General features: G+C 56.4%; 16 protein-coding genes and 1 other annotated feature. Of the genes, 4 read left to right on the top strand and 12 right to left on the bottom strand.

The genetic code is table 11. The features are described from left to right. The first annotated feature begins 12 nt into the window (after positions 1-12). Positions 13-513, top strand: coding sequence for a GNAT family N-acetyltransferase (locus ELR57_RS09315; protein WP_126958764.1), 501 nt, complete (start codon positions 13-15; stop codon positions 511-513). Between the two features lie 479 nt (positions 514-992). Next, entirely contained in the window at positions 993-2897 is a 1905-nt protein-coding gene (locus ELR57_RS09320; RefSeq protein ID WP_126958765.1) for a sensor histidine kinase, read from the top strand. Here ELR57_RS09320 and ELR57_RS09325 read toward each other — a convergent pair. After that, positions 2894-3121, bottom strand: a complete 228-nt coding sequence (locus ELR57_RS09325; protein ID WP_126958766.1) for an NHLP leader peptide family RiPP precursor — start codon at positions 3119-3121, stop codon at positions 2894-2896. The two genes, ELR57_RS09320 and ELR57_RS09325, sit on opposite strands and share 4 nt — an antisense overlap. A 216-nt stretch (positions 3122-3337) precedes the next feature. Then, positions 3338-3604, top strand: a binding site (T-box leader). A gap of 118 nt (positions 3605-3722) precedes the next feature. On the opposite strand from ELR57_RS09325, the gene asd reads away from it, so the two are divergent. After that, the gene (gene asd / locus ELR57_RS09330; RefSeq protein ID WP_126958767.1) at positions 3723-4811 is read left to right on the top strand and encodes an aspartate-semialdehyde dehydrogenase; all 1089 of its coding nucleotides are present in this window, start codon (positions 3723-3725) and stop codon (positions 4809-4811) included. 82 nt (positions 4812-4893) lie between these two features. On the opposite strand, the gene ELR57_RS09335 is transcribed toward asd, so the two are convergent. From ELR57_RS09335 to ELR57_RS09385, 11 genes are all read right to left on the bottom strand, one after another. Then, positions 4894-5688 carry an ABC transporter permease gene (locus ELR57_RS09335; RefSeq protein ID WP_126958768.1) on the bottom strand — a complete coding sequence of 265 codons (795 nt, stop codon included), beginning with the start codon at positions 5686-5688 and terminating at the stop codon, positions 4894-4896. Then, positions 5685-6614, bottom strand: coding sequence for an ABC transporter ATP-binding protein (locus ELR57_RS09340; protein WP_192896554.1), 930 nt, complete (start codon positions 6612-6614; stop codon positions 5685-5687). Before ELR57_RS09340 ends, ELR57_RS09335 begins: the two co-directional genes overlap by 4 nt. Before the next feature lie 2 nt (positions 6615-6616). Next, a complete protein-coding gene (locus ELR57_RS09345) occupies positions 6617-6820 on the bottom strand; it encodes a PLD nuclease N-terminal domain-containing protein (protein ID WP_126958770.1) in 204 nt (67 codons plus the stop codon). Positions 6821-6836: 16 nt separating this feature from the next. Beyond that, complete coding sequence (locus tag ELR57_RS09350) at positions 6837-7022, bottom strand: sigmaY antisigma factor component (protein ID WP_126958771.1); 186 nt, start codon at positions 7020-7022, stop codon at positions 6837-6839. Further along, entirely contained in the window at positions 7010-7405 is a 396-nt protein-coding gene (locus ELR57_RS09355) for a DUF5345 family protein (RefSeq protein WP_126958772.1), read from the bottom strand. The genes ELR57_RS09350 and ELR57_RS09355 overlap by 13 nt, the downstream gene beginning before the upstream one ends. Continuing rightward, on the bottom strand, positions 7359-7937 hold the full coding sequence (gene sigY / locus ELR57_RS09360; RefSeq protein WP_126958773.1) for an RNA polymerase sigma factor SigY: 579 nt from the start codon (positions 7935-7937) through the stop codon (positions 7359-7361). Before sigY ends, ELR57_RS09355 begins: the two co-directional genes overlap by 47 nt. A 153-nt stretch (positions 7938-8090) precedes the next feature. Then, complete coding sequence (locus tag ELR57_RS09365; protein WP_126958774.1) at positions 8091-8405, bottom strand: hypothetical protein; 315 nt, start codon at positions 8403-8405, stop codon at positions 8091-8093. Beyond that, positions 8402-8767: a DUF6864 domain-containing function gene (locus tag ELR57_RS09370; RefSeq protein ID WP_126958775.1), complete on the bottom strand. Its 366-nt coding sequence runs from the start codon at positions 8765-8767 to the stop codon at positions 8402-8404. Before ELR57_RS09370 ends, ELR57_RS09365 begins: the two co-directional genes overlap by 4 nt. A gap of 105 nt (positions 8768-8872) precedes the next feature. Next, positions 8873-9241 (bottom strand): VOC family protein, encoded by a 369-nt coding sequence (locus ELR57_RS09375; RefSeq protein WP_126958776.1) that lies wholly within the window; start codon positions 9239-9241, stop codon positions 8873-8875. Positions 9242-9269: 28 nt separating this feature from the next. Next, the gene (locus tag ELR57_RS09380; protein ID WP_238162466.1) at positions 9270-9719 is read right to left on the bottom strand and encodes a MarR family winged helix-turn-helix transcriptional regulator; all 450 of its coding nucleotides are present in this window, start codon (positions 9717-9719) and stop codon (positions 9270-9272) included. A gap of 184 nt (positions 9720-9903) precedes the next feature. Continuing rightward, positions 9904-11988 (bottom strand): WG repeat-containing protein, encoded by a 2085-nt coding sequence (locus ELR57_RS09385; RefSeq protein WP_126958777.1) that lies wholly within the window; start codon positions 11986-11988, stop codon positions 9904-9906. A gap of 186 nt (positions 11989-12174) precedes the next feature. On the opposite strand from ELR57_RS09385, the gene ELR57_RS09390 reads away from it, so the two are divergent. Then, entirely contained in the window at positions 12175-13626 is a 1452-nt protein-coding gene (locus tag ELR57_RS09390; RefSeq protein WP_126958778.1) for a GGDEF domain-containing protein, read from the top strand. Positions 13627-13649 lie beyond the last annotated feature (23 nt).

A 13649-nucleotide genomic window follows, 5' to 3' on the forward strand; every position in this document is an offset into this window, starting at 1 on the left:
GGGATTGCGAAAATGAATGAACTCGGGATCAGGGAAGTCACTTCTGTAGAGGAATATGTCGCGGAGCTCTCCGAGCTGTTGATCGCCGTCGTCGAGGACGGAGCGTCCATCGGGTTTCTTCCGCCGCTGAGCCGGGAGGATGCCGAAGCGTATTGGGCGGGCGTGCCCGATCCGAACGTGCGGCTATTTATCGCGGTCATCGATAACCGAATCGTCGGGACGGTTCAACTTCAACTGTGCGGCAAGGCGAACGGGCGACACCGGGCGGAGATCGCCAAGCTCATGGCTCACCCCGATTATCGCCGGAGAGGAATCGGCCGGGCATTGATGCAGGAAGCGGAGAAGAGCGCAAAGCAATCCGGCATCACGACGCTCGTTCTGGATACGAGAGACGGCGATCCGTCCAACCTGCTCTATGCCTCGCTCGGGTTCGTGCTGGCGGGAAGCATCCCGCAGTATGCCCGCTCCGCGGACGGCGAGCTTCATGCCACGAATTTGTATTATAAGCTTTAAGACTAGCGCGAGGGCTGTCCCGTCTACCAAGATTAAGGGGGGGCCGAAGGAGTATTTAACTGTAACGGAAGTGAGAGCCCTTATTCGGCTTCTAAAGCCGGATTTCAAAATTTAACGGAAATACGAGACGCTTAGCCGGGGATATATGGCCGAAAAGGCCGTTTCTCGTTAAATAAGAGCCTCTGGTTCCGTTGGATTCCCAGGAGGCCGATTTTCGGCAAAATAAGGGCTGTCAGTTCCGTTAGCCCCTCGACCGGGCGCTCGACCCTGAACCTCCAGCCGGTCATCCGCTATATTCCCCCGCTTGCGCTTATATCGAGACCGTCAATCATCTGGTTGACGGTCTATGTCTGTTAACCTATCCCCTCCGCCCCCAATGGACAGGAAAAATTTTCATCAAAACTAGCAATCGTGAAGGATTATGACGAAAATTGTCGAAGTTGTAACTCAAATACAAGTTCGTTTCATGAGGTGTAGGTATGAACGCAATCCGCTTAAAGGCGGCCGCTCTTCTTGTGCTCGTCCTAGTATCCTTCCTTGCTGCGCTTCCGGGAATCGGGCATGCCAAATCGGCTGAAGCAGCGGAATCCCAAGCGTCCACGATCTCAGGCTGGGAGATCCAGTGGATCGGCGAAGACGCTCCCATTGAGCAATCCCCCTCGCTTACCGAACCGTGGCACGCCTCTAACGCGAAGGATCCCTTGATCGCGATTCCGGAAGGGAGCCGCGGCGCCTGGGTACATCTGACTATCCCCCCTACCTCGGATTGGTCCGTTCCCGGGCTTCTTATTAAGCAAATATACGGGCTTGATCTGTCCGTTTATGAAAACAGCCGCTTAATTTACCATTCCGAACGAGACTTCTCTTTCGACCGGAATGTACTGCTTTTTGCACTGGAGAAAAGCTCCCAGCCCGAGGACCTCTATATCCGAATCGAATCATTGGATCGGGCCGGGCCGGTTCGAGCCGCTCAGATTGGGGAGTTCAACCAGTTATCCGAGTCCTTTACCCGCGGAGAACTTCCGAGCATCCTGCTCGGCGCCGCCATTGCTTTCCTTGCTCTGCTTATGCTTCTGATCTCCGGGTATCTGGACGCCCAGCAACGAAGAGCCTGGATAACCCTCAGTCTGATCGCGTTGACTTCGAGCGTCTTGATCCTTACATACTCTACGTTAACCTTTGTCATCTTCAAGGATTTCGGCAGCCTTCTGTTGTTTCTGTTCGATTCCTCCATGCTGGTGTTTTTCCCGGCCCTTCATTTCTATGTTGCTTCCGTCTTCGACGAAATCAAGCCGTTCTACCTTAAATTCGGCAAATGGTTCGCTGGCTATTCGGCTTTCTGCTTTGTCATCTTGATTCTGAACGAATGGATGGGCGATTCTTTCTTTTTCTACTACAAGCTCTTTACCTTCTGGCTGCTCGCGCCCATGATTCTGATCCACCTGGTTCTGGTCGTTAGCCAATCGATCGCGCACTCTTTCCGCGGCAATAGGGATAGTCTCATCGTTTCCTTGGGCTTGCTGTCTCTGGCGGTCGCCGGAATCATGGATTTAATGATGATCTATACGAGCGAGACCGTCCCCGTCTTCTACCGTTGGAAGTTCGGGATCGTTCTTCTGATCCTTGCCTTGGTGATCGTGCTGGCCAGAAAAATATCCTCGGGACACCATAAACTAATTGCTTATTCCAGGGAACTGGAGCTCCATAACCACCAATTGCAGCGCACGGAGAAACTGAAATTCGTCAGCGAGCTTGCCGCGTCGGTCGCCCATGAGGTTCGCAACCCGTTGCAGGTAACGCGAGGCTTCCTTCAGCTGATATCCAGCACCTCCGACCAGAAGAACAGGGATCACTTCTCGATGGCGATCAACGAATTAGACCGGGCTTCCCTCATCATCTCGGACTTCCTGACCTTCGCCAAGCCGGAGCTCGATACGATTGCCGAATTGAACATTCATGAGGAGCTCACCATCGTGGAGACGATCATGAGCCCTCTTGCCGCCATTAACGGGGCCGTCTTCCGAATGAAGGTTCCCGAGAACCTCCTGATCCTGGGCAATCCATCCAAGTTCAAGCAGGCCTTCATGAATCTATTGAAAAACAGCATAGAGGCGCTTAACGAGGACGGAATCATCGAGGTTGAAGCTGCGGTCGAGAACGAGAAGGTCCTGATCCGCATCTCGGATAACGGGGAAGGGATGGACGAGGAGCAAATCGTTCGATTGGGAGAACCGTACTACTCTACCAAATCAAAGGGCACCGGACTGGGCCTCATGGTCACTTTCCGGATCATCGAGGTCATGAAGGGTACGTTAGAATTCCGCAGCGTTAAAGGAAAAGGAACCGAAGCGTTCATTCGGTTCCCTCTCGTTAAAGCCGACTAGCTCCAAACATACTTCAGATTGTTCTCTGCGGTCGGCTCGGGAGGAAGCACCAGGTAGTAGGTCTCCGTCGTTTCTTCGACGACTTTCAGGTCGACGTCCGCCGGCAGGTCAATGCCGAATTCCTTCTTCAATGCGCTCTTAGGATCGGCCAACAGCAGCTTCTTGAATTCCGGATCTTCCCAAGCTTTCTTAATAATCTGCACTTTCAACGATTCTACGGACACTGGCTGCACGACCTTCCTAGGCAAATTGGATTACAAGCCCATTCTAGCACAAAAAGCCTATTATTCGACAATAATTTATATCTTTAGACATTGTTGGTACCGATTCGATCGAGCGGGGAACGGTCCGTTCCATCGATATAATTGATCGGGCGGGCGCGCATTTTTTTCGAGAAACGTATTTACCAGCCGCCTGGTTATCTGTTAGAATAATTCAAACTAAATGCGATGAAGAGAAGAGTAGATAAATGGATTCTTTCCCAGAGAGCTCCGGTTGCTGTGAAGGAGCAGAGAATCCCTTATCGAAAAAAGACTCTGAGCAGCGTGCCGGAACCGGTCTTCGGATACGGGGGTGGCGCGCCAGGAGCTCCTGTTACAGAGCTAGAGTATCATCCTGATCCGTTCAGGCCGTACTCGAAGAGGCGGACATGGCGACATCTCCGCGAATCTGGGGTGGTACCACGGGAATCCAATCTCGTCCCTAAGACTGTAGCCAGTCTTGGGGGTGGGATTTTTTTGTTGTTTCAAAAGCCGCTTGCCGGCATGTAATATCAGTAGTAGGAATGCTTTATCCGGCACAACAAACCCGAGAGGAGATTGACGAATGACGCAAGCACTGAAGGTCGGCATCGTTGGAGGAACGGGAATGGTGGGACAGCGGTTCATCCAACTGCTGGACGGACACCCTTGGTTTAAAGTAACGGCTATCGCGGCCAGCGCAGGCTCGGCCGGCAAGACATACGAGCAATCCGTGCAAGGCAGATGGAAGCTCTCCACTCCGATCCCGGAGGACGTGAAGTCCATCATGGTTCAGGATGCATCCAAAGTGGAAGAAGTCGCTTCCGGCGTCGATTTTATTTTCTGCGCGGTCGACATGAAGAAGGATGAGATCAAGGCGCTTGAGGAAGCCTACGCCAAGACGGGAACGCCTGTCGTCTCGAACAACTCGGCTCACCGCTGGACGGAAGACGTGCCGATGGTCATTCCGGAGATCAACCCGGGCCATCTCAAGGTAATCGAAGCGCAGCGCAAGCGTCTCGGCACCTCCACCGGCTTCATTGCCGTGAAGCCGAACTGCTCGATTCAGAGCTATGTGCCGATGCTGAACGCCCTGCAGGAATTCAAGCCGAAGACGGTTGTCGCGTCGACTTATCAAGCAATCTCCGGCGCCGGCAAGACCTTCGCCGACTGGCCGGAGATGCTGGACAACGTCATCCCGTACATCGGCGGAGAAGAAGAGAAGAGCGAGCAGGAGCCTCTTCGCATCTGGGGTACCGTAGAAGACGGGAAGATCGTGAAGGCGAGCGAGCCGGTTATTACGACCCAGTGCATTCGCGTACCGGTCTTGGATGGCCACCTCGCAACGGTGTTCGTCAACTTCGAGAAGAAGCCTTCTAAGGAGCAAATTCTAGAGGCTTGGAAGAACTTCAAGGGACGCCCGCAAGAACTAGAGCTGCCGAGCGCGCCCAAGCAGTTCATCACTTACTTCGAAGAAGAGAACCGTCCGCAGACGAATCTCGACCGCGACATCGAGGGCGGCATGGGCATCTCCGCCGGCCGTCTGCGCGAAGATTCCCTGTACGACTTCAAGTTCGTCGGCCTCTCGCACAACACGCTCCGCGGAGCGGCGGGCGGCGCCGTGCTGATCGCCGAGCTGCTGACGGCGGAAGGCTATATCAAGGCGAAGCAATAAGATCGGATTGGCCAAAAGCCGTAGTCCTCGCTGTCGAGGACTACGGCTTTTTCGGCTTTGCGGGGCCGCCGTCGCTAGGTCGCTAGGCTTCGGACGGCCTTCTCTTCATCGAACGTATGGCGACGAGAAGCGCGGCGGCGATAACGGCCGCCGTCACGGCCGCGGTCAGCCATACGGAGCCGATGCCGCCGCCGAGCGGCCTCGCGGCGGCGTTCAAGCTGCTCGCCGCAAGCGTCGATAAGCGGCCGGGGTTCCAGCTCTGCTCGAACGGAAGCGAGCCGGCCGCGACCGAGAGCAGTACGGCAACCGCCAGCGAGCTGAAAGCGGCCGCGGCGGCGCTCCGAAGGAGCGAGCTGAACAGGAGGGTCAGCGTGCTGACGAGGGTAAGCCATAGGGCGTATAGCAGGGCGCTTGCCCCGACCTCCCGCCACCCGACCGGCTCGAACAGCGCGCCCGTGTAGTACCAGGCGGCTCCATAGCCGACGGCGAACGAGACGATGGCGAGCAGCACGGCCGCCGCCCACTTGGCCGTGACGAACGAGGCGTAAGAAACGGGCTTGACGAGAATCATCGCCGCCGTGCCCGCGGATCGTTCTCCCGACAGGATCCCCATGCTGGAGAGCGCGACGAGCAGGAGGCCGATCACGCCGAATTGCGACAGGGCGCTCGCCAGAACCTCGAACGGCTCCGGCGTCGGGAACTGGAGGACCGCGCCCTCCGGGAGATTGCTCGCATTGGCGAGAATGTCGGGCATGAAGAAGGTCGTGACCGGCTGGGAAGCCCCAAGAAGGATAAAGCTGGCGGGAAGCCATAGAGTCCGGTGACTGCGAACCATCTCCAGCCATTCTTTCCGGAACAGGACAAGCCATTTCGTCATGAGCCCGACACCGCCTTCAGGAAGAGATCCTCCAGCGTCGTGTAGCCGATCTCCAGCTTCGATACGCGGACGTCCGCCGCGTTGTCGGCCAGCTCCCTAAGCACCGAGCGCCGGGCGGTTTCAAGGTCTCCGGCGAACAGCCGGACGCCCGTCTCCGTCGCCGAAGCGGCCTCGAGGCCGTCCGGCAGCCGCTTCAGCCATCCCGCCAGCCACTCCCGCGAACGAAGGTCGCCCTCGGTTTCCAGAGACAGCACCGGTTGGCGATTCGCTTCGCGAATGTCGCTGAGCGAGCCTCCCGTCGCCAGGCGCCCCTTGCTCAGAATGAGAATATCGTCGCACAGCTCCTCGGCGTCATGAAGCACGTGCGTCGAGAACAGCACGGTCGTCTCGCTCTTCAGCTCGCCGAGCAGGGTCATGACCTCGCGGCGGCCGATCGGATCGAGCGCGGACACCGGCTCGTCCAGCACGAGCAGCTTCGGCCGATGGATGAGCGCTTGCGCGAGACCGAGCCGCTGCTTCATGCCGCCGGAATACCCGGCGATCCGGCGCTTGCCGGCGGTGTCGATACCGACGCGCTTCAGCAGCATGTCGGCGCGCGAAGCGGCCTCCTTCGCGGACAAGCCGCATAGCTGTCCGGCGTAGACGAGGAATTCGCGCCCGGTCATCCAGCCGTAGAAGGCCGGCGTCTGCGGCAGATAGCCGATCCATTCCCGGCGATCCTGGCCGGGCTTCATCCCTTCGAAGCGAATGGTCCCCGAAGTCGGCGGCAGCAAGCCGGTCAGCATCCGGATCGTCGTCGTCTTCCCGGCTCCGTTCGGGCCGAGCAGCGCCACGCAGCGGCCTTCCCCGATGGCGAAGCCGATCCCGTCTACCGCCGTCTCTCTCTCGAACCGCTTCGTCAATTGGTCAACGGTAAGCAAGGCCATCGTCAATTCAACCTCCTGCCGAACAGGAAGAAGGAGATGGAGCCGAACAGGCTGAAGAACACGATGATAAGCGCCCACAACCACTTCGGTCCCCGCGTGCGTTCGGCTTTGACCAGCACGACAAGAGCGGTGATCATCAATATCGCTTGCAAGATCGCCAGAGGAACGATCAAGGAAATCAGCTGCGTATTCGTTAAATGATCCATATCGATTAGCTCCTTTTTAACTTCTCTTTCTGCGTACGATCAACCAGTAGAAGATCAGCGGCATCGGGCATTGGATCAATCCCCAGATCGCCCAGAACCAGGGATACCGGCTGCGATGCCGCGCGTCCATGTATAGCCAGGTGGATTGGCATAGCAGAATAAGAAAGACGCTGAAGAGAATGACGATGTCTAGTTCGTCCATCTGCGTTCCGCCTCCTTGTTCTTGCGGGTCAGGAATAGGAAGACGGCGGCGGCGGCTATGGCGGCGACTTGAACGACGGCGAACGCGAGGACGTTCCACTGGAGCAAGCCGAACAGCACGCCGATGACCAAGAGGCCGATCAGCCACAGCCTCGACAGCTCGCGCCACAGCTTGCGGCCGGTCTCCTCCCGATGCTGAACCACGAGCTTCTCCAACTCGAGAAGGTGGGGCGGCGGCGGGTCGATGCCGGCGTCCCAAGCGCGCAAGGAATCGCCGAACAGCGATTCAAACTCCTGCGCGTCTTCCGCTTCCGTCCTCGTTTGCTCGATCTCTCTCCTATTCGGCGGTACGCTGCTGCTCTGTCCCGTTCGGCTTCTCGCCATCTTCGTTCAACTCCTTTCGCAGTCGGTTCAACCCGTTGTGAAGCCTCGACTTCACCGTTCCCAGCGGGATGTCGAGCCATTGGGCGATCTCCTCGTAGGAATAACCGTAATAATACTTAAGCAGAATCGGCACGCGAGTATCCGGCGGCAGATCGGCCAACGCATCCAGCGCTCGCGGCCATTCCTCTTGGGACATAGCCGCTTCGAACCTTATCGCCTGCAGCGCTTGCTCATCGGTTCTCCACTTGCGTTCCCGCCCTTTGCGCCTCATCTCGTCCATGTACAGCCTTGTCCCGATCGAGATCAGCCAGGTCGAGAACTTGGCCTTGGCCCGGAACGTGCCGATTCGCTCAATCGCCTTCAGCATCGTCTCCTGCACGAGATCCTCCGCCAGCGATTTGTTCATCGTTACCTTCAGCATGTACCGATAGAGCACCGTATAATTCGCTTGCAGCAAGCTAGCCAGCGCCTTCTCATCGCCCCGGACGGCCAGCCGGATCGCGGTCGATGCTTCGGTTTCGTTCAGGATCATCGCTGCCGGGGCTCCTCTCAGGAAGTGGGTAGATGGATTGGATTCGGTCGTATGACGCTCGAAGACGTCGTTTTGTTCACGGTCGTTAAAAGTTATTTTTGCCCAACCATAACAAAAAACCGGGACGCCGCCAACTGGCGGTTCATCCCGGCCTTATTCCTTGCTCTCCTTCGATCGCGAGCCGATCAGATAACCGATGATCGTCGATTCGACCGGTAGGACGACCATCGTCCACATCTCCTTCAATCCGAAGTCCGCCGAACGGTACTTCGCGGGCGTCAACGTATAGACAAGCGCGATGATCAGGACCGCGAGCGCGATCGTCCCTACGATATACAGCCGGACGTTCTCGCCCGATCCGTAGAATTTGCCCAAGAAGCCCAGCTCGGCCTTGCGCTTCTCGCTCTCCGCGTTGGCCGCGATGATCCGGCTGACGACCTTCGGATCCTGCACCTCGAGTTTATTCACGCTCCGGGAACCCCCTCCCCGGCGAAGAACGTGAACGCCAGCATCCAAGTCGACAGGTCGTAATGGATGTTGACCTCGTAGCGCAGCGACAGCTTGCGGTTGTTCAGCACGCCGAGATGGATCAGGTCCCGGTTGCCGATCGGCTTGCCGCGCGGGAAGTTGACGCACGCGATCTGCACCTTGTCCTGGCGAATGAGCCGAACGTCCGTATCGAAGTCGTCCCGCTCCGGATCGTTCTCGATGCGGAACACGAAGGTGAGCGGGTCGCGCTCCTCCGACAGGACGATCTCGATCGGGTTCATGCCGTAGGCGAATACCCTGCCGTGGTACACGGCTTCGTAGCCTCCGGACGTAATGATCATGCCGCTCCCCTCCGTCTAGACCATTTGCGAACAAGCTCCCATGGTCTATTCTACGAAGAGAATCGCCTCCGAATGACTGAACGCAACACTTATCTTATTCTGCCTCTAGGCGCGATAGTAAGACAGCACCCAACACACGCCGTTCCGGTCCGACACGATGGCGAGCAGCCCGTTGAAGGGCGCCTCGTACGCTTCCGCTTTAATCGTTCCTCCCGTCGCCAATGCCTCGTATATGCTCCGGAACTCTTCCTCGGTCTCGATTCTCAGAAAGATCCGGACGAAGTCTCCTTTGAGCTCCGGCTTCGCCGCAGCCGTATCGGCGAACTTAAGGGTTGCCCCCTTCACATGCAAGTCCGCGTTCAGTACCACTTCCCCCTGCTTGCGCAGGATTTCGATCTCGCCGCCGAAGACATGCCGATAGAACTCGATCTCTTCCTTGCAGTTCTCCAATACGATAAACGGGGTCGCTATCATCCTTGTCTCCTCCTAAGGATTATTTGAATCATTCGGTCAGATTGCGAAGCACGATTTTCAGCAGGTCCAACAACAAGTCGTACTGCTCATCCGAAATTCCCTTGCGGGTCTTGCTTTTGACGCGCCGCAGCGCTTCCTGCACCTTCGGTACCGTCCCGCGTCCCGATTCGGTCAGATAAAGAAGCTGGTACCGGTTGTCGGCGGGATCGGGCTCGCGCCTTACGTATCCCTCCTCTTCCAGCTTGGAGATCGCCTTGGCCGTCGTCGTTTTGTCGATCAGCAGCTTCTCGCTAAGCGCCTTCTGCGTGATGGGCTGACCCGATGCGATCGCCATCAGGAAAATATATTGGCCGCTGCCGATCCGATAAGGCGCCAGCTCGGCGGAGATCAGCACCTGCATGTGCCGGTAGATAGCCGAGATATATTGGCCGTGCGATTCCGTTGTCCCGTCGTCCTTAGGCGTCCAATGCTCGCTCAACTCTTCACGCCCCTCAAATAGGATGGTATTGCAACTAATTTCAATTTACGCTCAATAGGATGGTATTGCAACTAATTTTGCCTATCTTTTTAGAATATTTTCAACAATAGCAAAGAGCACCTCATAAGGTGCTCTCTTTTGCCGTACCCTTCCGCATACCATTCCTGAATTCAGGAGGCAGATCTCACTTGGGAATCGCCGATTTATAATACCAGTTGCCCGTCGCGTCGATATATCCGTTCTCCGTCTTGGTGACGGCCCAGGCAAGCTTGTTTTTGTACGGTTGGATCTCGACATATTGGAATGCGGTCACTATCTTGCCCGTACTCTGAATGACCGCCCACAATCCGTTCTTTTTCACGCTTGCCAGACCTTCCTGATAAGTCTTGGCATCTTCATACTGTGCCGCGATCACCATCTTGTCAGACGTGTCAATATATCCCCATTTGCCCTTTAACTTGACCGGCGCCAGATTAGTTCCCGTAAATGCCCTGGCATCTTCGTACTTAGGCTTGATAACCCAAGTACCGCTTTTGTTGATATAGCCCCATTTGCCATTCTGCTTCGCCGCAGCCAGCGGATTCGAGAAAGAACCAACAGCCGCGAAGTTCGGCTTGATCACAAGCTTGCCCGCCGCATCAATGAATCCCCACTTGCCATTCACCTGTATGGCCGCCAAGCCTCCCTCGAAACGTTGGGCAGCCACATACTGAGGTTTGATTTTCAGTTTGCCGTCCAAGCCGATGTATCCCCACTTCTTGCCAACCTGAACAGGAGCAAGACCGCCCGAGAACGAATCGGCATTCTGATAGATGTCCTGACTAATGAATGCGCCTTGTGTATTGATAAATTGCCAGCCACCCTCCAGCTTGACCGCAGCTCGTCCCTGGCTGAAATCTTTAACAACGCTGAAGTCGCCAGCGAAAGCAGGTTTGCCTTGGAGATTGATAAAAGACCATAAGTTGTTCGAAGCTCGTTGGACAGCTGCGAACCCTTCGGAATACCCCTTGACTCGCAAGTATAATTGGTTGTCTTTGATGATTGCTGCTTTGTCGTCCAAGAATCCCCATGTGAAAATATTCTTCGGAATCGGCAATGCGTAAGTTACCGTCGGCAGCGTCAGCGGAACCGGTGTCGGAGGCAAGACATCCGCAGTGGAATTGGAGATCTCGCCGTTATGGTTATTCCCCCACTCGTAGAGCGTGCCGTCTTTCGTTAAAGCGACGGTTACTTCGAGCCCGCTCGCAATGTCTTTGATGTTCTTAATTCCCTTTAACATGACGGGCGTTCTTCTCGTCTCCGTAGTGCCATCGCCAACCTGACCGTAATCGTTCCGGCCCCACGCCCAGACAACCCCGTCTTTCGTAACCGCGTGGGTCTGGGAAACGGCAGTAATATCGGACAAGTCAGTCAACCGGAGAGGGTCAGGGGAATAGCCGTTCTCCGATAAGCCAACCCCTAAGTTGCCATAGTCGTTATAACCCCATTTGACGACCGTCCCGTCATTCTTGATGGCTATTTCGTCCGACAAGGCCACCACGTCGTCCAATCCCTCAAATAGAGTTGGCGTAGGGGTGGCATATCTCTGGCATGTCGCGCCGCTGCATGTTGTCCGATTCCCCCAAGTCCACACTTCGCCGTCATCCGTAAGAGCATAGCTGTCATAGAACGTCGCATAAATCGCTTTTATATGGCTTAAAGAAGGAATTTGAACGGGGACCGCTTCGTAATCGCTCATTCGCCCGATCCCAAGCTGACCGACATTATTCGAACCCCAGCCCCAGACCGTGCCATCCTTCTTAAGAGCTAAGGTGAAGTAGGCGCTGTCCGCAATGGCTACGACATCCATAATCCCCTTTACTTGAGTCGGCTTCCCGGGAATTCCCGCGCTTGAACTTGAACCAACGCCCATCATACCGAAAGAATTCGAGCCCCACTTCCACACGGTTCCATCCTCTTTAATAGCCGTCGAATGCGAATACCCGGCAGATATGAACTTCACATGATCGATCCCTTGAATCTGCTTGGGAGTAACGTAATAGCTCTGCAGGGTATCTCCTAATTGACCACTGATATTCGTTCCCCAGCCCCACACATTTCCGTTCGTGTCTAGAGCCAGGAAGTGGGAGTATTCCCCCGTCACGTCGGTAAATATCGGGCTCGAATCGCTCTGAGCCCCGACTTGGCCGGATACAAGGCCTGCGTTAATCAAGAACAGGCTGCAAAGCAGGAGTAGTAAAGGTTTAAAACGGATGGAAGCTGAACGCATATAGGCAATCTCCTAACTTGGGAAAATTTAGATTCTGTTCGAATTCGACGATCAGCCATCTATCCCTCCTTTTGTCCCTAATCATTTTTGACTAAAATCGATTATTTTTTGTTTTTGGGAGGGACAAATTACCTAGAGTTAACGTTTCGCCTCTACAATTAAGAGAGAGTTAGGAGGCGACTGCCGTTGGGCAAATGGATGAATAGTCTGCTGGACCAGGACGTCGTGCGAATCATCTCCGAAGGAGCGCGCAAAGGCGCCATCGGAGTGCTGATCGGACGATTGTCGCCGGAAGGGGCGTCCTGGTCGAAAAAGCAGCTGAAGACGTGGTCGGAGGGGCGTTCGGATTTGTTGTGGGCCTCGATAAGCGACCGGTTGCTGCTGCTTGCTCTCCGCCTGCCGGAGGACAAGCAGCGCTCGGAAGACCGGCTTGCCCAGATCGAGCTTCAACTGGGTCAGGTTGTTCGCGAGCACACGGGCGCCTACGTCCCGATCGGCTTCGGCTCTTCCTTGGTCCGAACGCATCCGCAGAACCGATATACCGAGCAGCAGCTGTTCGAGACGATCCTGGACGCGGCCATGCTCGCGCACAAGTCCCTGAACGCGGATGCCGTCAAGGTCGCCAAGCTGGAGGGGAGCGCCGGCGAAGCGCATGCGGACGAAGCTCTGGATCCCGAGACGGCCGGCATGGCGATAAGAAGGCTCGTATCGGCCCTTCCTACGATGGCCCCGAACATGCGGGTGTCGGCCGCCGCCGAATGGTTCGAAGCCCAGCCCGACTGCCACAGCATTGTCGTGGAATCGAACGGAACGCCGCAAGGCTTGATTACCCGGGAACGGCTTAACGGGATGCTGGCCTCCAAGTTCGGCGTTCCGCTCTACTGGAATCGGACTATCGACAAGATCATGGTGGCGAATCCCCTGGTCGCGGACGCATCCGCTCAGGTGGAAGCCGTCGCACGGCGCGCGATGAACCGGCCGGATTCCCAGCTGTACGACGCGGTCATCGTGACGGAAGGAAGCCGGTACCTAGGCGGTGTCACGGTCAAGGTGCTGCTGGAGTCCTTCGCTTCCCTGCAGGCGGAAGCGGCCCGCCGCGTGAACCCTCTCACGGGATTGCCCGGAGGGGACAGCATCCGCCGGGAGATCGAAGCCCTCGTCAAATCAAAGAAGCCGTTCAGCGTCTATTACGCGGATCTCGATTACTTCAAGTGGTTCAACGACAGCTACGGCTACAGCGCCGGGGACGACATGATCAAGTTCACCGCCTCCGTGCTGGGCTCCGTCCTGGAGGAATCGGAGGAAGCCTATTCATTCTTGGGACATATCGGCGGGGACGACTTTATCGCGATCAGCGACCGAACGGATCCCGACTCTTGCTGCCGATCGTTCATCGAGAGGTTCCATGAGGGCGTTGAGGCCTTCTACGGCTCCGCCCCTCCCGCTTCCGTGCTGAACCGGCATGGCGGAACGGTGGAGCAGCAGGGCGTGTCGCTCTCCATCGCGGTAGTCCGCTGGGACGGCACGCGGGCCGCGAGCCATGAACAGCTGTCGCAGTGGGCCGCGAAGGGCAAGAAGATCGCCAAGAACCGTCCGGGCAGCTCGTATGCGATATACGAGGCGTCATCCGAAGAGTAGCTTTATACACAGCGAGGAGGAAA

The sequence above is a fragment of the Cohnella sp. AR92 genome, assembly GCF_003990975.1.
Classification (GTDB): domain Bacteria; phylum Bacillota; class Bacilli; order Paenibacillales; family Paenibacillaceae; genus Cohnella.